Genomic DNA, 19,547 nt, shown 5'->3' on the forward strand with positions numbered 1-19,547 from the left:
ACTACTACTGCTTTGAAACTTTAAAAGTTGCCTTTGACCCAGCGTGTAAAACGTTCCAACGCTGGTGCCTTTGGTTCATCGCCATAGTTGTTGCTGCTGGTACCGGTAAGGCTCACGCCGTCGGACTGCTTTTGCAGGCCGTAGGTCAGTAGGCCCACACCAGTGGAATAAATCGGGTTGCGCACCACGTCGCTCAGACCCCGAACGCTATGCGGCACGCCCAGGCGCACCGGCATGTGGAAAATTTCTTCGGCCAGTTCCACCGCACCTTCCATCTTCGCGGTGCCGCCGGTCAGAACGATGCCCGCAGGCACCAGGTCTTCGTAGCCGCTACGACGCAGTTCGGCCTGGATCAGGGTGAAAAGCTCGTCGTAACGCGGCTCGACCACTTCGGCCAGCGCCTGGCGCGAAAGCTCGCGCGGCGGACGGTCACCGACGCTTGGCACCTTGATGGTTTCACCGGCACCGGCCAATTTGGCCAGGGCGCAGGCATAACGAATTTTGATCTCTTCGGCGTACTGGGTTGGCGTACGCAGCGCCATGGCGATGTCGTTGGTCACCTGGTCGCCAGCAATCGGGATCACGGCGGTGTGACGGATGGCGCCTTCGGTGAAGATGGCGATGTCAGTGGTACCGCCACCGATATCCACCAGGCACACGCCCAGTTCTTTCTCGTCATCGGTCAGCACCGAATAGGCCGAAGCCAGTTGTTCGAGAATGATGTCGTCGATTTCCAGGCCACAGCGGCGCACACACTTTTCAATGTTTTGCGCGGCATTAACGGCACAGGTGACGACGTGGACCTTGGCTTCCAAGCGCACACCCGACATCCCCAGCGGCTCGCGCACGCCTTCCTGGTTGTCGATCACGTAGTCCTGCGGCAGGGTGTGCAGAACCCGCTGATCGGCAGGAATGGCCACGGCCTGGGCGGCGTCAAGGACACGCTCAAGGTCGGCCGAACTGACTTCACGGTCGCGGATTGCAACGATGCCGTGAGAGTTCAGGCTGCGGATGTGGTTACCGGCAACACCAACGAACGCCGAGTGAATTCGGCAGCCCGCCATCAGTTGGGCTTCTTCCACTGCCCGCTGGATCGACTGCACGGTCGACTCGATATTGACGACCACGCCCTTCTTCAGACCACGCGAAGGATGGGTACCGATACCAACGATTTCCAGGGTGCCGTCAGCCGCGACTTCGCCTACCAGCGCCACCACCTTGGAGGTGCCAATATCCAGCCCGACGATCATTTTGCCGCTATGCGCATTTGCCATGGTCCTGCCTCTCTCTAATTCTTCGCAACGGCGGGTTGGGCCGTCGTCGGTGCAATCGGTTCCCGCCAGCCAACAGCAAGGCCATTGGCATAACGCAGATCGATGCGGGCGATGTTCGTGATCTGTTCTTTTAGTGTCTTGTCGTAAATGGCAATGAAACGGCGCATTTTTTCTACCAGATGATCGCGCCCCAACAGCAGTTCGACCCCGGGTCCGGCGCTACCGGCGCCAGTGGTCAGGAACCAGCTGCCGCGTTCGCGCACTTCCAGCCGGGCAATCGAAAAGCCCATCGGCCGCAACATCTGGCTCAGTACCTGATATTGCTGCATCACTTGTTGCTGCGCCCGCTGCGGCCCGACCAGCTGCGGCAGGTGCTCATAGTTGGCAAGTTCGCGCGGCGTGAAGGCCTGGCCCTGGTTATTGAGCAAGGCCTCTTCACCCCAACGCGCTACCGGCAACTGTTCTTCCAGGCGAATCACCACCTCGTCGGGCCACACCCGGCGTACCTCGGCATGGGCGATCCAGGGCATCTTTTCCAGCTCTGCACGCATGCTGGTCAGGTCGACAGTGAAAAAGCTCGCCGCCACATACGGGGCGATTCGCTGTTGCACAGCCTGCTGACTGATGTAGCTGAGGTCCCCCTGCACGGCGATCTTGGTGATCGGCCGGTCGGCATACGGCATCAGGCGCTGCGCACCCTCATAAGCACCGAAACCTGCGGCGACCAGCAATACCGGCCACAGCAGCCGCTTGAAGATGCTGAAATTGGCCTTTGGCAGGCGCGCCGACAGTGGCTCCTTGGCCACCATCCGGCTGGCACCACGCGGCACCGGCTTGCTGCGGCCGGTGGCGGGTTGCTGATGACGTAACATCGCGCCTTGCATGGGCTTAACCTCGCGCCTCTACGCTGGCCGCCAGGATCGCCAGCACCAATTGCTGGAAGTCCAGACCGGCCGCACGTGCCGCCATGGGGACCAGGCTGTGATCTGTCATGCCTGGTGCGGTGTTCACTTCGAGCAGCCAGAAACGCCCCTGCTCGTCCTGCATGACGTCCAGCCGTCCCCAGCCAGCAATACCAACGGCATCACAGGCGCGGGCGGTCAGGTCGATCAGTTCTTGTTCCTTTTCCGCGCTCAGGCCACAAGGAATCCGGTACTGGGTATCGGAAGCCAGGTACTTGGCGTCGTAGTCGTAAAAGGTGTGTGGCGTACCCAACGCGATGGGCGGCAATACCTGCCCACGCAGGGTCGCGATCGTGAACTCCGGACCTTGAATCCATTGTTCAACCAACACTTGCGAGTCGTAGGTGGCGGCGTCTTTCCAAGCGGCGATCAATGTCTCGACGCTGGTCACTTTCGCCATACCGATACTGGAACCTTCATGGGCCGGTTTGACGATCAAAGGGAAGCCCAGTTCCGTGCCCGCAGAAATACAGTCAGCTTCGCTGCTCAGTACTGCATGGCGTGGGGTGGGAATACCCAGGCTCTGCCAAACCTGCTTGGTGCGCAGTTTGTCCATCGCCAATGCCGAAGCGAGGATTCCGCTACCGGTGTAGGGAATACCCAGGCACTCGAGCAAGCCCTGCATGCTGCCGTCTTCACCGCCTCGGCCGTGAAGAATGATGAAGGCGCGATCGATCTTTTCGTTCTGCAGACGGCTGAGCAGGTCGTCACCGACATCAATGGCAACTACATCGACGCCAGCGCTGGTCAGCGCTTCGATCACGGCGGCGCCGGACTTGAGCGAAACCTCACGCTCGGCGCTCTTGCCACCATAAAGAACAGCCACGCGACCGAAGTCTTTCACCGCGAGGGTCGAATGCAGTTTGTCGTATGCGTTAGCAGTCATTTCGACTTCCCCTGACTGGCAACAGCACCAGCGAACAACGGACTTTTAAGAAGTTGCGGAGCCAGGCCACCGATATCACCGGCGCCTTGGCACAGCAGGATGTCGCCCGCACGCAGCAGCGGCTTGACCAGCGGCGCCAACTCGACGCCACGCTCGATATAGATAGGGTCGAGCTGGCCGCGCTGACGGATGCTATGGCACAACTGACGGCTGTCGGCACCGGGAATCGGCTCTTCGCCGGCCGGGTAGACTTCCATCAGCAGCAACACGTTGGCATCAGCCAGAACCTGGACGAAATCGTCATACAGGTCTCGGGTACGGCTGAAACGGTGCGGCTGGTAAACCATCACCAGGCGCCGCTCCGGCCAGCCACCGCGTACAGCCTTGATCACTGCGGCAACTTCGGTCGGGTGGTGACCGTAGTCATCGACCAGCATCACGCTGCCACCGTCCACCGGCAGATCGCCGTAGACCTGGAAGCGCCGCCCTACCCCTTGGAACCCGGACAGCCCTTGAACAATGGCCTCATCACTGATGCCTTCGTCAGTGGCAATGGCGATGGTCGCCAGGGCGTTGAGCACATTGTGGTTGCCCGGCATGTTGACCGACACATCCAACGGCTCGCGGTCACGGCGCAGCACGGTGAAGTGGGTCTGCATGCCCGACTGACGCACATTGATGGCACGCACGTCGGCTTCTTCGCTGAAGCCGTAGGTAACTGCCGGGCGCTTGACCAGCGGCAGAATTTCGCGCACCACCGGATCGTCCAGGCACATCACTGCCAGACCGTAGAACGGCAGGTTGTGGAGAAACTCGACAAATGTTTTCTTGAGCTTGTTGAAGTCACCTTCATAGGTCGCCATGTGATCGGCGTCGATGTTGGTAACCACAGCCACCAGCGGCTGCAGGTGCAGGAAGCTGGCATCGCTCTCGTCGGCTTCGGCAATCAGATAACGGCTGGTGCCGAGCTGGGCATTGGTACCCGCTGCATTCAGGCGACCACCGATAACAAATGTCGGGTCCAGGCCGCCAGCGGCAAATACCGAAGCCAGCAGGCTGGTAGTGGTGGTCTTGCCGTGGGTACCGGCGACGGCGATGCCGTGACGGTAACGCATCAGCTCGGCCAGCATTTCGGCACGCGGTACGACCGGGATACGCCGTTCAAGTGCAGTGGCGACTTCCGGGTTGGCCGGATTGATGGCACTGGAAACGACCAGTACATCGGCACTGGCAGCGTTCTCGGCGCGGTGGCCGATGAAAATCTGGGCACCAAAGGACTCCAGGCGCTCGGTGACCGCCGAGGTCTTGAGGTCCGAACCCGATACCTGGTAACCCAGGTTCAGCAATACTTCCGCGATACCGCACATACCCACGCCGCCGATACCGACGAAGTGGATGCGACGAATACGGCGCATTTCTGGGTGAGGCATGGCTTTTTGCGCTTCAACCATGGGCCACCTCCAGACAGATATCAACCACGGTGCGGGTGGCCGCAGGTTTTGCCAGGCGCCGGGCAGTGGCGGCCATGGTGGAGAGTTTTTCCGGTTGCATCAGCACCTCGTTCAGGCGTTCAGCGAGTTGCGCTGCGCCAGTTGTCGCTTGTGGCATCAGGAAGGCAGCGCCTTCACGGGCCAGATAATGGGCGTTGTGGGTCTGGTGATCGTCGATGGCATGGGGCAAAGGCACCAGCATCGAGGGCAAGCCGGCCGCAGCCAGCTCACTGACGGTCAGCGCGCCTGCGCGGCAGACCACCAGATCGGCCCAGGCGTAAGCCTTGGCCATGTCCTTGATAAACGGCTCTACTTGAGCCTCGACTCCGGCCTCGCGATAACGCTCGGCGGTAATCTGGTCGTGTTGCTTGCCAGCCTGGTGGAACACCTCGGGACGAATGTCCGCGGGCACCTGGGCCAGGGCTTGGGGCAACAGTTTGTTCAGCGGTTCGGCGCCAAGGCTTCCACCCAGCACCAGCAAGCGTGGCCGCCGCGCACCCAAAGGTTCGCGTGCGGTTTCCATGAACAGTTCGCTACGCACCGGATTGCCGGTGGTGCGCAGTTTTTCCGAGGCAGCAAAGGTGCCGGGGAAAGCTTCGCAGACTCGGCCGGCCAACGGCACCAGCAACCGATTGGCGGTACCGGCACGGGCATTCTGCTCGTGAACCACGACAGGCACGCCGCACAGCCGGGCGGCGACGCCGCCAGGGCCGGTCACATAGCCGCCAAAACCAATCACGCACACCGGCCTGAGCTGACGAATGATGCGTCGGGCCTGCAGCACCGCCTTGACCAGGGTGAACGGCGCCTTGAGCAAGGACAACTTGCCCTTGCCACGCAGGCCGGTGACCTGGATCAGGTGCAGTTGCAACCCTGCCTGAGGAACCAACTCGTTCTCGATACCACGGGGAGTACCGAGCCAATGCACGGTATAACCGCGCGCTTGAAATTCGCGGGCGCAAGCCAGGGCCGGGAACACATGGCCCCCAGTGCCTCCCGCCATGATCAGAATATTTTTGCCGTCAGCGGCCATGATTCGGCTCCTCGGCAAAGTCACTTTCATCAAATTCGTGCTCTTCACTGCCCAGGTGGGTTCGACTCTCCCACTCGATCCGCAGTAACAGCCCAACACAGGCGCAACAGATCACCAACGAGCTACCGCCATAACTGAGGAACGGCAAGGTCAGCCCCTTGGTCGGCAGCAAACCAACGTTCACGCCGATGTTGATCAAGAACTGACCAATCCACAGGAACGCCAAGCCAAAGGCCATATAGGCAGCGAAGTACTGCTTGGCTTTTTCAGCCCACAGCCCGATGTACAAAGCGCGCACGGTTACGAATACAAACAGCGCAACGGTAACCAGCGAACCAACGACGCCCAGCTCTTCAGCCAGCACCGAAAACACAAAGTCTGTGTGTGCTTCAGGCAGGTAGAACTGCTTCTGCACGCTGTTACCAAGACCGACGCCAAGCCATTCGCCACGGCCAAAAGCGATCAACGCCTGGGTCAACTGATAGCCCGAACCGAACTGGTCGGACCAGGGGTCGGTAAAGGTGATCAAACGTGCCATCCGGTAAGGCTGGGCCTGGACCAGGACAAACACTGCCCCCACCGCCAGCACCACCATCAAGCTGAAACGGAACAATCCGACACCGCCGAGGAATAGCATCGCCGCAGCCGCGCCCATCATCACCACGGTGGCGCCGAAGTCCGGCTCCATCAGCAGCAGGCCCGCCATTGGTAGCAACACGATGAACGGCTTGAAGAAGCCCATCCAGCTTTCGCGCACCTCGGTTTGACGGCGTACCAGGTAACCGGCCAGGTAGATCACCACAAAGACCTTGGCGATTTCCGACGGCTGTACGTTGAAGAAACTGAAACCGATCCAGCGCATCGAACCGTTCACTTCTCGACCAATGCCAGGCACCAATACCAGCACCAGCAGTGCGAAAGCGCCGACCAGCATGGTGAAGCCCATCTTCTGCCAGGTGGCAATCGGCACCATCATGGTAACGATGCAGGCGAAAACTCCGATGGCCACGTAAACAAGGTGGCGGAACATGTGATAAAGCGGGTTGCCCGACTGCGCAGCAGCCACTTCCGAAGAAGCGGAGGTGATCATCACCAGGCCAAGGCCAAGCAGCGCCAGGCAACCGGCGAGCATGGCGAAATCGAGATCGATACCACGACCGCTGATCAGCGGTGACGGATAGGGCTTGATCATGCCGAAGATCATGCCAGCCCTCCTACGGCCTGGGCGAACAGGCGCCCACGCTCTTCGAAGTTCTTGAACATGTCGAGGCTGGCGCATGCCGGCGAAAGCAGCACAGCATCACCCGGTTGAGCCAGTTCGGCCGATCGTTGCACAGCTTCATCCAGCGTCTTGACTCGGATCAGCGGCACGTCGTCACCCAGCGCCTGGGCCAGCAGTTCGGCGTCACGCCCGAGCAGCACCACGGCACGGCAGTGAGCGGCTACAGGCGCTCGAAGCGCACTGAAGTCGGCGCCTTTGCCGTCGCCGCCGGCAACCAGCACCAGCTTGCCGTCGATATCTGCGCCCAGACCTTCAATGGCTGCCAGCGCGGCACCGACGTTGGTGGCTTTGGAGTCGTCGTACCAGCTCACGCCTTGGCGCTCCCGCAGCCATTGGCAGCGATGAGCAAGGCCGGCGAAGCTGCGCAGGCTCGCCAGCATGGCATCGAACGGCAAGCCCACGGCATGACCCAGGGCCAGTGCCGCCAGGGCATTGGACTGGTTATGTGCACCGCGAATCTTCAGTTCACGCACCGGCATCAGGTTCTGGAACTCGAATGCCAGGTATTTCTCGCCGTTCTCTTCACGCAGGCCGAACGCCTTGAAATCAGGCGTATTCAAACCAAAGGTCCAGCAAGGTTGGCCTTCGGTCAGTAGCGGACGGCTCAGGGCATCCTGGCGGTTGACCACTACTTGCCGGGCGCCACGAAAAATCCGGTGTTTGGCCAGATGGTAGGCTGGCAGACCGCTGTAGCGGTCCATGTGGTCTTCGCTGACATTGAGCACCGTGGCGACTTCAGCGTTGAGTTGATCGGTGGTTTCCAGCTGGAAACTCGACAGCTCCATCACGTACAACTCGACGTCGTCGCTGAGCAGGTCCAGCGCTGGGGTACCCAGGTTGCCACCGACCGCCACACGTTTGCCCGCGGCAACCGCCATTTCGCCAACCAGGGTCGTCACCGTGCTTTTGGCATTGGAACCGCTGATCGCGATGATCGGCGCCTTGGCGTTGCGCGCAAACAGTTCAATGTCGCCGGACAGCTTCACGCCACGGGCAGCCGCTTGCTGCAGCGCCGGGGTAGCCAGGGCCAGGCCTGGGCTGACATAGAGCTCGTCGGCGCGGCAGAGAAAGTCTACATCCAGTTCACCGCAGCGTACTTCCACCTGCGGGTAATCCCGGCGCAGGGTTTCCAGTTCCGGTGGTTGCTCACGGGTGTCGGCGACCGCAAAGGCAATGCCCCGGTTCGCCAGGAAGCGAACCAGGGACATGCCGCTCTTGCCGAGGCCGACAACGATGCGGAAGTGGTCAGAAGCGATCAGTGACACGCGTTTCTACCTCAGTTTCAGGGTGGCAAGGCCGATCAGCACCAGAATCACGGTGATAATCCAGAAACGGACGATCACCCGAGGCTCGGGCCAACCCTTGAGTTCAAAGTGGTGATGGATCGGGGCCATGCGAAACACACGCTTGCCGGTCAACTTGAAGGAGGCCACCTGGATCACCACCGAAAGGGTTTCCATGACGAACACACCGCCCATGATGAACAGCACGATTTCCTGACGCACGATGACGGCGATAGTGCCCAGCGCCGCGCCCAGTGCCAAAGCACCTACGTCGCCCATGAACACCTGCGCGGGGTACGTGTTGAACCACAGAAAGCCCAGGCCGGCACCGATCAGCGCGCCGCAGAAGACAATCAGCTCACCCGCACCCGGCACATAGGGAATCAACAGGTATTCAGCGAATTTCACGTTACCTGACAGGTAGCAGAAGATGCCCAGGGCGCCGCCAACCATGACCGTGGGCATGATTGCCAGGCCATCGAGGCCATCGGTAAGGTTCACCGCATTGCTCGAACCTACAATTACGAAATACGTCAGCACCACGAAGCCGATACCCAGCGGGATGGTGACATCTTTGAGCATCGGCACGATCAGTGTGGTTTCGACACTGCTTGGAGCCGTCGTATAAAGAAAGATCGCTGCACCCAGGCCAAACACCGACTGCCAGAAATACTTCCAGCGGCTCGGTAGGCCGCGCGAGTTTTTCTCGATGACCTTGCGGTAATCGTCGACCCAGCCAATCGCACCGAACAACAGGGTGACAATCAGCACGACCCAGACATAACGGTTGGTCAGATCGGCCCACAGCAAGGTGCTGATGCCGATGGCCGAGAGAATCAGCGCACCGCCCATGGTCGGGGTGCCGGACTTGGACAGGTGGGATTGCGGACCGTCGTTACGAACCGCTTGACCGATCTGGCGAATCTGCAGGGTACGAATCATCCAAGGGCCCAACCATAGGGCCAGCGACAACGCGGTCAGTACACCCAGGATCCCGCGCAAGGACAGGTACTGAAAGACCGCGAAGCCTTTGTAGAACTGTTGCAGATACTCAGCCAGCAGTAGCAGCATTAATGTTTCTCCCCGCTGGAACCGCACAAAGCCACCACGACGTTCTCCATCGCAGCGCTGCGCGAACCCTTGATCAAAATAGTGGTATTAGTGGCCTGTTCGGCGCGAACTGCGTCGATCAGGTCAGCTTGAGTAGCGAAATGTCGGGCATCGGTGCCGAACGCTGCTACTGCATGAGCCATGTTCAGGCCCACCGCATAGAGTGCCGAAACCTTGTCTTTGGCGTACTCGCCTACCTGCCGATGCCCTTCCTCAGCCCATTGGCCTAATTCGCCGATATCCCCGAGCACCAGAACGGTGCGGCCGGAAAAGCCGGCGAGTATATCAACGGCAGCGCACATAGAGGTGGGGTTTGCGTTATAGGTGTCATCGATCACGCGTACGCCGTTGGCGGCCATCTGCACCACAGTGCGGCCCTTGACCGTTTGCACACTGCTCAAGCCCTGGACAATACCGTTCAGCGTCAGACCAAAGGCATGCGCGGCGGCGGCGGCAGCCAGTGCGTTGGCAACGTTGTGGGTTCCCAACAGATTGAGCTGAACGCGTGCCACGCCTAGTGGGCTATGCAGATCGAAAGACGGGCAACCGCGTTCATCCTGAGCGAGATTCGCGGCATGAAAATCCGCGCTGGCGTTGTTCAAGGCGAAGGACAGTACGCGACGATTCCCGGTGCGTTGCTTCCAGATGCCGAACGCCTTGTCATCAAGGTTCAATACCGCCACGCCATCCTGGCCCAGACCTTCGAGGATTTCTCCCTTGGCTTCGACAATTTTCTCCGGACCACCGAACTCGCCCACATGAGCGGTTCCGGCGTTGTTGATCAGGGCTACCTGCGGCTTGGTCAAGCCCACGGTGTAGGCGATCTCGCCAATACGCGAAGCGCCCAACTCAATCACTGCCGCCGTATGTTCCGCGGCAATTTCGAGCAGCGTCAACGGGGCGCCGAGGTCATTGTTGAGGTTGCCACGGGTGGCCAGGACCGGACCGCGGGTGCGCAGAATGCTGGCGAGCATTTCTTTGACCGTGGTCTTGCCACTGGAGCCGGTAATCGCGGCGACAGGTTTGTCGAATGCACTACGGTTCAGTGCGCCCAATTGACCCAGGGCCAGACGGCAGTCGGCAACCAGCAATTGCGGCAGACTGCTGCCGGGCACTTCACGCTCGACCAGAGCAGCAACGGCGCCCTTGGCCTGCACTTCATTAAGATAGTCATGACCGTCAAAGCGCGGTCCTGCCAGCGCAACGAACAGTTGCCCGGCAACGATTGCGCGACTGTCGATGCTGACGCCGGTAAAGGTCGCATCGGCACTGACCAGACGGCCCTGCAGGGACGTGGTCAGTTGGCTGAGGGTCAAGGGCTTAAGCATTGGCTGCCCCCCATGCGGCGAGCGCCTTCTCGGCCTCGACCAGGTCGGAAAAGTCGTGACGCTGGCCGTTGATTTCCTGATAGTCCTCATGTCCTTTGCCGGCCAGGACGATGACATCGTCAACGCCGGCGCTGGCAATGAATTGAGCAATGGCTGCGCCACGACCGGCAACGAACTCGACGGTTTCAGCCTTGGCAAAGCCAGGACGAATGTCGGTAAAAATCTGCTGCGGATCTTCGCTACGAGGGTTGTCGTCGGTCACCAGCACACGATCAGCCAGACGTTCGGCAACCTCAGCCATCAACGGACGCTTGCCGCGATCACGGTCGCCACCGCAACCGAACAGGCAGAGCAATTGGCCTTTGACGTGTGGACGCAGGGCTTGAAGTACCTGCTCCAGGGCATCCGGGGTATGCGCATAGTCAACCACTACCAGCGGCTTGCTACCACCACCCAGGCGCTGCATGCGGCCAATCGGCCCCTCCAACTTGGGAGTGACCTGGAGGATTTCATCCAACGCATAATCGAGCGCCAGCAAGGTTCCAACCGCTGCCAGCATGTTACTCAGGTTAAAGCGACCAAGCAGACGGCTGCGCAGCGTGCGCTCACCCTGCGCGGTGACAATGACCGCACGTACGCCGTCATCGTCGAAATGCGCTTCGCGGCAGTACAACGAAGCGGCGCTATCTTTCAAGCTGTAGCTGATCAGTCGCGATCCGACGTGTTCACGGGCCAGGCGACGACCAAAATCATCATCCAGGTTGACCACTCGGCAACGCAGGTCAGGCCAGGCGAACAAACGCGCCTTGGCATTTTCATAAGCCTGCATGCTGCCATGGTAATCGAGGTGATCGCGAGACAGGTTGGTCATCACCGCAATATCGAATGCCAGGGCCGCAACCCGACCTTGCTCCAGGGCGTGGGAGGAAACCTCCATCGCAACGGCTTTCGCCCCAGCTTTCTTCAGATCGTTAAGAGTCGCCTGCACGGCAATCGGATCCGGGGTGGTCAATCGGCCGCTTTGCAGCTCGCCGTAAAAACCGGTACCCAGCGTGCCGATCAGGCCGCAGCGCTGACCCAGGGCGTCCAGTGCCTGAGCTACCAGTTGGGTAACGCTGGTCTTGCCGTTGGTACCGGTGACACCCACCAGATTGAGCTGACGGCTCGGCTCGCCATAAAAACGCCCAGCGATATCCGACAACTGGGCAATCAGGCCCTTGACCGGAATCAGCGGCGCATCAGTGATCGGCAGCACCGTGGCGTTTTCAGCTTCATAGGCCACTGCTGCCGCACCGCGCTTGAGCGCATCGGCAATATGCTCGCGACCATCGACCAGGGCGCCTGGCACAGCCAGGAACAGATCGCCTGGACGAATGTTACGGCTGTCCAGCGTCAGCTCACGAATCAATGGATCGCGACTGGCCTGGGCGAAAAGTTTGCTCAATGGCATCGTCATTAACCGCGCCCTCCCTTGGCGGGCGCAGCATCGACCTGCTGCTGTGGAATTGCCGCCGGCAGGTTGTCCGGCGGAATGTTCATCAGGCGCAACGTGCCGGACATGACTTTGCTGAATACCGGGGCCGAAACCAGGCCACCGAAGTAACCGCCCTTGCTGGGCTCGTCGATGACCACGACCACGGCATAGCGTGGATCGCTCATCGGCCCGAAGCCGGCGAACAGCGAACGATAGGAGTTCTCGGTGTAGCCTTTGGAGCCGATGGTGGCCTTACGCGCCGTACCACTCTTGCCCCCTACGTGATAGAACGGCACCTGGGCACGGAACACGCCACGCGGCGCTTCGATTACCTGCTGGACCATGCCCTGGATGGTCTTGGCCACTTCCACCGGCACCACTTGCGTGGACTCCGGGGTCTTGTCGACCTTGAGGATGCTCAACGGCACCATTTTGCCGTCGTTGGCCAGTGCGGCGTAGGCGTGCACCAACTGCAGCGCCGTCACCGACAGACCGTAGCCGTAGGACAAGGTTGCGGTTTCGGCTTTGCGCCACTCACGATGGTTCGGCAAGTTACCGACCCGCTCACCCGGGAAGCCCAGGCCGGTGTACTGGCCCAGCCCCAACTGCGACATCACCCGATAGATCGATTCGCCACCAATATCGAAGGCGATCTTGCTCATGCCGACGTTACTGGAATTGATCAGAATGCCGGTCAGGTCGAGGATCGGGCCCTCGCTGCGCGATACGTCACGAATGGTGTAGCGGCCGAGCTGCAAGGTACCTGGATACACTTCAACCTTGTCGGTCGGCTTCCAGCGTCCGCTCTGCAACGCAGCACTCATGGACAACGGTTTTACCGTGGAGCCGGGCTCGAACACGTCGATGATCGCCCGGTTGCGCATGGCTGCCGGGAACATGCTGCGGCGGTTGTTCGGGTTGTAGGTGGGCTGGTTGACCATCGCCAGCACTTCACCCGTCTTCACATCCAGAATCACCAGGCTGCCGGCCTTGGCTTCCTGCTCGGCAATTGCATTGCGCAGTTCGCGGGTGGCCAGGTACTGCAGGCGCAGGTCGATGGACAACGCCAAGGTCTTTCCGGCCTTGGCGTTTTTGGTAACTTGAATGTCTTTGATCAGCCGGCCGCGCCGGTCCTTGATCACTTGCCGCTTGCCGGGCACGCCGGCCAGCCACTCATCGTAGGCCAACTCGACCCCTTCGCGGCCATGATCATCGAGGTCGGTAAAACCGACCATGTGTGCGGCGACATCGCCAGCCGGGTAGAAACGACGAAATTCCTCGATGCCATAGACACCAGGAACTTTCAGATCCAGCACCAACTGGCCCTGCTCCGGCGTCAGACCCCGAACCAGGTAGATGAACTCTTTATTGGCCTGTTGCTCCAGCCGCTGGGCCAACTGTTGCGGGCTCTGTTTAAGCGCGGCCGCCAGGGCTGGCCAACGCTCTTTGGACGCCTGCATTTCCTTGGGGTTGGCCCACAAGGTGGTGACTGGAGTGCTGACCGCCAGCGGTTCGCCATTGCGGTCAGTGATTAGACCGCGGTGCGCAGGAATCGGGATATGACGCAGGCTGCGCGCGTCGCCCTGCCCCTTGAGGAAGTCACGATCGACGACCTGCAGGTCGATAATACGCCAGGCGATCGCGCCGACCATGACTGCCAGCAATGCGATGACTACGCGAAAGCGCCACGGGTAGAGTGCCCCTTCCAACTTCATCATGGCGCCACCATCCGCACTTCGTTGGCGGCCGGGATGCGCATCTGCAACTGTTCGCTAGCCAGGTTTTCAATGCGGCTATGCGCCGTCCAGGTGCTTTGCTCAAGGATCAACCGACCCCACTCAGCCTGAGCCTTGTCTCGCTCGCTGAGTTCGCCATACAGCGTGTTGAGTAACTGACGATTCCAGTGCGCGCTGTACGACACCGCCACCGAAGAAACGAGCACGGCAATAAACAGCAGAAGCATCAGGAAGCTTCCGCCTGGCAAAGGCTTGGCGAACAAGCGACTCACCGCAGCTTCTCGGCAACGCGCATCACAGCGCTGCGCGAACGAGGGTTGGCTTTGAGCTCGGCTTCGGAGGCAAACTGCGCTTTGCCGTGCACTTTGATTCGAGGCTCGAAATGCTTGTGCTGCACGGGCAGGTTGCGCGGCAGATTGTCGGCCTCGCCCTTGACCAGCTTGCGCATGAACAGCTTGACGATACGGTCTTCCAGGGAGTGGAAGCTGATCACCACCAGGCGACCACCCACTTCCAGTGCCTCGAGCGCCGCTTCAAGGCCTGTCTCAAGATCACCCAATTCATTGTTGACATGGATGCGCAACCCCTGGAAAGCACGGGTTGCAGGATTCTTACCTTTTTCCCAGGCAGGGTTGGCCACTTTCAGCACTTCGGCAAGGTCAGCCGTGCGCGTAAACGGCTGGAGCTCCCGACGTTCCACTACCGCACGAGCCATGCGCCCGGAAAAGCGCTCTTCGCCGTATTCCTTGAATACACGGGCGATTTCCTCGACCGGCGCGGTCGCGATGAACTCGGCGGCACTGATGCCGCGGCTCGGATCCATACGCATGTCCAGCGGACCGTCATTGAGAAAGCTGAAACCGCGCTCAGGATCATCAAGCTGAGGCGAGGAGACGCCCAGGTCCATCAGTACACCGCTTACCTTCCCGGCCAGACCGCGCTGCGCGACCTCATCAGCCAGCTCGGCAAAACTACGCTGCACAATGACAAAGCGGCCGTCTTCGGCCGCCAGCGCTTGCCCGGTGGCAATCGCTTGAGGATCTTTGTCAAAACCGAGCAACCTTCCTTGCGGCCCGAGCTTGCTGAGTATCAGCCGGCTATGCCCGCCACGACCAAAGGTGCCATCCAGATAGCAGCCATCGGCGCGTACGGCGAGAGCCTCGACGGCTTCGTCAAGCAGTACGGTGATGTGGTTAAAGCCGCTATCTATAGTCACAGGATCAAATCACGCAGTTCTTCAGGCATGGCGCCCGGTTGTTGAATAGCTGCAAGATCGGCTGCCGAAACTGCGTTCCAGGCATCCTCATCCCACAGTTGAAATTTGTTCAGTTGCCCCACCAGCATCGCTTTCTTGTCGAGCTTGGCGTATTCGCGCAAACGCGGAGGCACCAGGAAACGACCACTGCCATCAAGCTCCAGATCCACCGCATTACCGATCAGCAAACGCTGCAGGCGACGGTTCTCTTCTCGCAATGACGGCAAGGCGCGCAACTTGGCTTCAATCAGCTCCCACTCATCGAGGGGATACACACACAAGCAAGGATCAACAGCGTCGATGGTCACGATCAATTGCCCGGAACTACGCGAATCGAGCTCGTCACGGTACCGGCTCGGCATTGCGAGACGGCCCTTAGCGTCGAGGTTGATGGCGTTGGCTCCGCGAAACACGGCTGCGATTCCCCACTTGTTAGCTTTATTGTGATCAGAAAACCCACTTCATGCCACTTTCTGCCACTTGCGCACACTATAGGAATCCGCCTACCACACCGTCAAGGCGCGCCTACAAGGAAATCCCTTACAGATCGGAGATTTAGCGCGTTACAAGAAGATGAAGGTACAAAATGGGGAGTTTTCTGACAGAGAAAATCAAATTCACTTAGGCACATAGCGTGCAAAGTTAAAGTGATTTATTAAGAGTAAGATTTTTTTGGTATTACTGAGACACATCTGCTATCGATTCAAGCAGGGGAGGAAGAGGTGGAGAGTCGATCTGTAAGCCGGGTTCTGTCGAGGACAGTCATTCCTCTACGACGGCCATCACTGGACGTCTTTAGCAACCTACCCGGTTCCAACGCGGGCCGCGCCATATGGAACCCTATTTGGTCTTGCTCCGAGTGGGGTTTACCTAGCCACGAACTGTTGCCAGTCGTGCGGTGCGCTCTTACCGCACCTTTTCACCCTTACCGGCACCGAAGTGCTTAGGCGGTTATTTTCTGTGGCACTTTCCGTAGGCTCACGCCCCCCAGGTGTTACCTGGCACTCCGCCCTATGGAGCCCGGACTTTCCTCCCCCCTCTTTTGCGGAACAAAAGAAGGCAGCGACTGTCCGATCGACTCTCCGCCGCAAAGGTTAACGGCTGAGACGCCCAAGAACAAGCGATAAAACAAATAGTAGCATCAAGCCATCAACTGTCTTTTTGTTTTTCCAGGGCCACCTGATACAGCACGTTCTTGCGCACACCAGTGATTTCCGCCGCCAGGGCCGCCGCACGCTTGAGTGGCATCTCTGCCAACAACAGGTCCAGCACACGCATCGCCTCACTACTGACGGCCTGCTCCTCTTGCGCAGCGATCCAGCCGGCGACCAGCACCACGCACTCGCCGCGCTGCTGGTTGCTGTCTGCCTCGACAAAGGCCCGCAGCTCACCCAGCGGCAAGCCCTTGAGGGTTTCGAACGTCTTGGTCAACTCACGTGCGAGCAAGGCGGGACGCTCGGCGCCAAATACCTCCTCCATATCCTGCAGGCACTCAAGGATACGATGCGGCGCCTCGTAAAAGATCAGGGTGCGCGGCTCTTCCTTGACCTGGGTCAGACGCGCCCGGCGCCCCACTGCCTTGGCAGGCAAAAAACCTTCGAAAATGAAGCGATCCGATGGCAGGCCCGCCGCCGACAACGCCGCAATCAGTGCGCAGGCGCCAGGTACCGGCACCACCGCGATACCCGCTGCACGCGCCTGACGCACCAGGTGATAACCCGGATCAGAAATCAGCGGAGTGCCGGCATCGGAGATCAATGCCACGCTATCTCCAGCCAGCAAACGAGTCAGGAAGCGATTCCCCTCGTCACGCTCGTTGTGCTCATGGCAGGCCGCCAGCGGCGTGTCGATGCCAAAGTGTTGCAGCAATCGAATGGAGTGACGCGTGTCCTCGGCTGCAATCAACGCGACGCTACCGAGTATTTTCAGCGCTCGCGCACTCATGTCATCCAGGTTGCCGATGGGCGTGGCTACCACGTAAAGCGTGCCAGCAGTGGAAAGGGAAGCCCCTGGAGCATCAGTCACAACACACACCTGTCGTCTTGAACAAAGCGCCATTGTAGCCCGACTGACGGCAACAATGCGTAACCTGCGCGGCCTGCACATCACCCGTGAAGACCTATATTGAAGGATTAACACCAGCAACATCGCGCCCCGGCCAACGCTTGGGTACAATTGCCAGTTAATTTGATCGAGTAACAGGACCATTACATGATCGCTTGCCTGCGGCTGCTCACAGCCCTTTGCCTCGCCGCCCTGCTGGCAGCCTGCGCCAGTTCGCCCTCGTCGAGCCTCGGCGAACTGCCACGCACCCCGGACGCCAGCATCGAGCAACTGCTTGAACAGGCCGCCACCAACAAGAATCCGGACGAGGCAGCCCTGCTGCGCCTGAGCGCCGCTGACCTTGCGTACCGGCAAAAAGACAACGTGCGTGCCGCGCGAATCCTCGAGCAGGTGCCGGTTGATCAACTCAAACCAGCGCAGCAAATCTTCGCCAGCACACTGAGCGCTGAGCTGGCCATGAGCCGCAACCAGCCCAAGGCCGCCCTGACTGCCCTGAGCCACCCAAGCCTGGCACGCCTGGGCGAGTTGCCCGACGAACAACAACGACGCACCCGCAGCGTGAAGGCCAGCGTCCTGGAAGCCAACGGCCAGACCCTCGCCGCCGCCCAGGCACGCGTCGACCTGGCACCGCTGCTCAGCGGTGATGTAGCCAGCGCCAACAACGACGCCATCTGGAATCTGGTCGCCGCCCTGCCCAGCGATCAATTGCAGACTGCCAGCACTGGCACCGGCACGCTCGCCGGCTGGACCAGCCTGGCCCTGGCAGTAAAAAATGCCGGCACGCTGGAGCAGCAGCAAGCAGCCATCGACAACTGGCGCAAACAGAACCCAGATCACCCAGCCGCCGTGCAATTGCCCCTGCCGCTGGTCAAGCTCAAGGAGCTGGCTAGCCAGCCACTGACCAAGATCGCCCTGCTGCTGCCACAAGAAGGCCAATTGGCCGGCGTGGCCCGTGCCCTGCGTGATGGCTTCATGGCTGCGCACTTCCAGGCTCAACAAGCCGGACAGAAGCCACCAGCAATCGAGGTATTCGACAGCTCGCGCCTGACCTCTCTGGATGACTTCTACCGTCAGGCCCAGGCAGCCGGCGCCCAATTGGTCGTAGGCCCGCTGGAAAAAAACCTGGTCAAGCAACTCGCGGCGCGCCCACAGTTGCCGATCACCACGCTTGCCTTGAACTACAGCGAAGCTGGCCAAACCGGCCCGGCCCAGTTGTTCCAGTTCGGCCTGGCCGCCGAAGACGAAGCCCGCGAAGTATCCCGCCGGGCTCGAGCCGACGGCATGGTTCGCGCTGTTGCCCTGGTACCTCGTGGCGAATGGGGTGACCGCGTCCTCAAGGCATTCCGCCAAGATTGGGAGGCCAACGGCGGCACCCTGCTGGCTGCCGAGCATATCGGTCAACCTGTGGAGCTTGCCCAGCAAATTGCAGATCTGTTCCAACTACGCCAGAGCGAAGGCCGCGCAAAAAGCCTGCAGAGCACTGTTGGCGGCAATGTTTCGGCCCAGCCTTCGCGCCGCCAGGACATCGACTTCCTGTTCCTAGCCGCGACCCCACAGCAAGGCCAGCAAATCAAGCCGACCCTGAACTTCCAGTACGCCGGTGACGTTCCGGTCTACGCCACCTCGCATCTGTACAGCGCCAGCGGTGACGTGAACCAGTACAACGACCTGAACGGTGTGCGCTTCTGCGAAACCCCTTGGCTGCTCGATACCAACAACAGCCTGCGCCAGCAGGTCGTCACGCAGTGGCCGCAAGCCGCCGGCAGCCTCGGCCGCCTGTACGCCATGGGCATCGACGCCTACAGCCTGGCGCCACGCCTGGGCCAACTCAAAGCACTGCCGGATAACCGTATCGAGGGCCTTTCCGGCAGCCTGAGCATGAACCCCAACCAGCGCATCGAGCGTCAGCTGCCATGGGCCGAGTTTTCCGGCGGACAAATCAAACGCCTGCCCGACACCCCACACTGATGCCTCACAATTCACGCCAACAAGCAGGTCAGGCCGCCGAGCGACACGCCCTTGAGTACCTTCAAGGGCAAGGCCTGAGCCTGCTGGCGCAGAACTGGCGATGCAAACGTGGCGAGCTTGATCTGGTCATGCTCGACAGCGATACAGTAGTATTCGTCGAAGTTCGCTATCGGATGCACGCGGACTTTGGCGGTGCGCTCGGCAGTATCGACGGGCGCAAGCAGGACAAACTGGTGCTAGCCGCCGAGTCTTTTCTGCACAAGGAAACCCAGTGGGCCAACTCCCCCTGCCGTTTCGATGTGATCGCCGTGCAAGGCAGAGGCCACTCGGGCCAAGCATTTCAATGGCTGAAGAACGCCTTCGAATGCTGAGCCCGCCCTGACCCAGCACGTTTACCCCCAC

Annotated in this window: 17 protein-coding genes and 1 other RNA gene; 2 read left to right on the top strand and 16 right to left on the bottom strand. The window is 60.3% G+C overall.

Annotated elements, in window-relative coordinates; genetic code table 11:
• Positions 1 to 20: 20 nt before the first annotated feature.
• The 16 genes from ftsA to rsmI all read right to left on the bottom strand — a co-directional run bounded on the left by ftsA (position 21) and on the right by rsmI (position 17,138).
• A complete protein-coding gene (gene ftsA, locus V0R60_RS16235; protein ID WP_136474693.1) occupies positions 21 to 1,274 on the bottom strand; it encodes a cell division protein FtsA in 1,254 nt (417 codons plus the stop codon).
• Positions 1,275 to 1,288: 14 nt separating this feature from the next.
• Entirely contained in the window at positions 1,289 to 2,158 is an 870-nt protein-coding gene (locus V0R60_RS16240) for a cell division protein FtsQ/DivIB (protein WP_136474692.1), read from the bottom strand.
• Between the two features lie 4 nt (positions 2,159 to 2,162).
• Positions 2,163 to 3,122 (bottom strand): D-alanine--D-alanine ligase, encoded by a 960-nt coding sequence (locus tag V0R60_RS16245; protein ID WP_136474691.1) that lies wholly within the window; start codon positions 3,120 to 3,122, stop codon positions 2,163 to 2,165.
• Positions 3,119 to 4,573, bottom strand: coding sequence for a UDP-N-acetylmuramate--L-alanine ligase (murC, locus tag V0R60_RS16250; protein WP_330080123.1), 1,455 nt, complete (start codon positions 4,571 to 4,573; stop codon positions 3,119 to 3,121). The genes V0R60_RS16245 and murC overlap by 4 nt, the downstream gene beginning before the upstream one ends.
• On the bottom strand, positions 4,566 to 5,645 hold the full coding sequence (murG, locus tag V0R60_RS16255) for an undecaprenyldiphospho-muramoylpentapeptide beta-N-acetylglucosaminyltransferase (RefSeq protein ID WP_136474689.1): 1,080 nt from the start codon (positions 5,643 to 5,645) through the stop codon (positions 4,566 to 4,568). The genes murC and murG overlap by 8 nt, the downstream gene beginning before the upstream one ends.
• Positions 5,635 to 6,849, bottom strand: coding sequence for a putative lipid II flippase FtsW (ftsW, locus tag V0R60_RS16260; RefSeq protein WP_136474688.1), 1,215 nt, complete (start codon positions 6,847 to 6,849; stop codon positions 5,635 to 5,637). Before ftsW ends, murG begins: the two co-directional genes overlap by 11 nt.
• Positions 6,846 to 8,192: a UDP-N-acetylmuramoyl-L-alanine--D-glutamate ligase gene (gene murD / locus V0R60_RS16265; protein WP_136474687.1), complete on the bottom strand. Its 1,347-nt coding sequence runs from the start codon at positions 8,190 to 8,192 to the stop codon at positions 6,846 to 6,848. The genes ftsW and murD overlap by 4 nt, the downstream gene beginning before the upstream one ends.
• 6 nt (positions 8,193 to 8,198) lie before the next feature.
• The gene (gene mraY / locus V0R60_RS16270) at positions 8,199 to 9,281 is read right to left on the bottom strand and encodes a phospho-N-acetylmuramoyl-pentapeptide-transferase (protein ID WP_136474686.1); all 1,083 of its coding nucleotides are present in this window, start codon (positions 9,279 to 9,281) and stop codon (positions 8,199 to 8,201) included.
• Complete coding sequence (locus V0R60_RS16275; RefSeq protein ID WP_330080122.1) at positions 9,281 to 10,648, bottom strand: UDP-N-acetylmuramoyl-tripeptide--D-alanyl-D-alanine ligase; 1,368 nt, start codon at positions 10,646 to 10,648, stop codon at positions 9,281 to 9,283. The genes mraY and V0R60_RS16275 overlap by 1 nt, the downstream gene beginning before the upstream one ends.
• Positions 10,641 to 12,104, bottom strand: a complete 1,464-nt coding sequence (locus V0R60_RS16280) for a UDP-N-acetylmuramoyl-L-alanyl-D-glutamate--2,6-diaminopimelate ligase (protein WP_136474684.1) — start codon at positions 12,102 to 12,104, stop codon at positions 10,641 to 10,643. Before V0R60_RS16280 ends, V0R60_RS16275 begins: the two co-directional genes overlap by 8 nt.
• Positions 12,104 to 13,837, bottom strand: coding sequence for a peptidoglycan D,D-transpeptidase FtsI family protein (locus V0R60_RS16285; protein ID WP_168198508.1), 1,734 nt, complete (start codon positions 13,835 to 13,837; stop codon positions 12,104 to 12,106). Before V0R60_RS16285 ends, V0R60_RS16280 begins: the two co-directional genes overlap by 1 nt.
• On the bottom strand, positions 13,837 to 14,130 hold the full coding sequence (gene ftsL, locus V0R60_RS16290) for a cell division protein FtsL (RefSeq protein ID WP_136474682.1): 294 nt from the start codon (positions 14,128 to 14,130) through the stop codon (positions 13,837 to 13,839). Before ftsL ends, V0R60_RS16285 begins: the two co-directional genes overlap by 1 nt.
• Positions 14,127 to 15,074 (bottom strand): 16S rRNA (cytosine(1402)-N(4))-methyltransferase RsmH, encoded by a 948-nt coding sequence (rsmH, locus tag V0R60_RS16295; protein WP_136474681.1) that lies wholly within the window; start codon positions 15,072 to 15,074, stop codon positions 14,127 to 14,129. Before rsmH ends, ftsL begins: the two co-directional genes overlap by 4 nt.
• Positions 15,071 to 15,526: a division/cell wall cluster transcriptional repressor MraZ gene (gene mraZ / locus V0R60_RS16300; RefSeq protein WP_136474680.1), complete on the bottom strand. Its 456-nt coding sequence runs from the start codon at positions 15,524 to 15,526 to the stop codon at positions 15,071 to 15,073. Before mraZ ends, rsmH begins: the two co-directional genes overlap by 4 nt.
• Before the next feature lie 309 nt (positions 15,527 to 15,835).
• Positions 15,836 to 16,195: RNase P RNA component class A (rnpB, locus tag V0R60_RS16305), an RNA gene on the bottom strand.
• A gap of 67 nt (positions 16,196 to 16,262) precedes the next feature.
• Complete coding sequence (gene rsmI, locus V0R60_RS16310; protein ID WP_330080121.1) at positions 16,263 to 17,138, bottom strand: 16S rRNA (cytidine(1402)-2'-O)-methyltransferase; 876 nt, start codon at positions 17,136 to 17,138, stop codon at positions 16,263 to 16,265.
• Between the two features lie 186 nt (positions 17,139 to 17,324).
• On the opposite strand from rsmI, the gene V0R60_RS16315 reads away from it, so the two are divergent.
• Together V0R60_RS16315 and V0R60_RS16320 are read left to right on the top strand one after the other, a co-directional pair.
• Entirely contained in the window at positions 17,325 to 19,145 is a 1,821-nt protein-coding gene (locus tag V0R60_RS16315; protein ID WP_330080120.1) for a penicillin-binding protein activator, read from the top strand.
• A complete protein-coding gene (locus V0R60_RS16320) occupies positions 19,145 to 19,516 on the top strand; it encodes a YraN family protein (RefSeq protein ID WP_136474677.1) in 372 nt (123 codons plus the stop codon). The genes V0R60_RS16315 and V0R60_RS16320 overlap by 1 nt, the downstream gene beginning before the upstream one ends.
• The last annotated feature ends 31 nt before the right edge of the window (positions 19,517 to 19,547 follow it).

The sequence above is a fragment of the Pseudomonas auratipiscis genome, from assembly GCF_036324085.1.
Classification (GTDB): Bacteria; Pseudomonadota; Gammaproteobacteria; order Pseudomonadales; family Pseudomonadaceae; genus Aquipseudomonas; species Aquipseudomonas auratipiscis.

Coding starts and splice junctions, on each gene's coding strand:
- ftsA (WP_136474693.1), bottom strand. CDS start 1,274: ATGGCAAATGCGCATAGCGGCAAAATGATCGTCGGGCTGGATATTGGC.
- V0R60_RS16240 (WP_136474692.1), bottom strand. CDS start 2,158: ATGCAAGGCGCGATGTTACGTCATCAGCAACCCGCCACCGGCCGCAGC.
- V0R60_RS16245 (WP_136474691.1), bottom strand. CDS start 3,122: ATGACTGCTAACGCATACGACAAACTGCATTCGACCCTCGCGGTGAAA.
- murC (WP_330080123.1), bottom strand. CDS start 4,573: ATGGTTGAAGCGCAAAAAGCCATGCCTCACCCAGAAATGCGCCGTATT.
- murG (WP_136474689.1), bottom strand. CDS start 5,645: ATGGCCGCTGACGGCAAAAATATTCTGATCATGGCGGGAGGCACTGGG.
- ftsW (WP_136474688.1), bottom strand. CDS start 6,849: ATGATCTTCGGCATGATCAAGCCCTATCCGTCACCGCTGATCAGCGGT.
- mraY (WP_136474686.1), bottom strand. CDS start 9,281: ATGCTGCTACTGCTGGCTGAGTATCTGCAACAGTTCTACAAAGGCTTC.
- V0R60_RS16275 (WP_330080122.1), bottom strand. CDS start 10,648: ATGCTTAAGCCCTTGACCCTCAGCCAACTGACCACGTCCCTGCAGGGC.
- V0R60_RS16280 (WP_136474684.1), bottom strand. CDS start 12,104: ATGACGATGCCATTGAGCAAACTTTTCGCCCAGGCCAGTCGCGATCCA.
- V0R60_RS16285 (WP_168198508.1), bottom strand. CDS start 13,837: ATGAAGTTGGAAGGGGCACTCTACCCGTGGCGCTTTCGCGTAGTCATC.
- V0R60_RS16315 (WP_330080120.1), top strand. CDS start 17,325: ATGATCGCTTGCCTGCGGCTGCTCACAGCCCTTTGCCTCGCCGCCCTG.
- V0R60_RS16320 (WP_136474677.1), top strand. CDS start 19,145: ATGCCTCACAATTCACGCCAACAAGCAGGTCAGGCCGCCGAGCGACAC.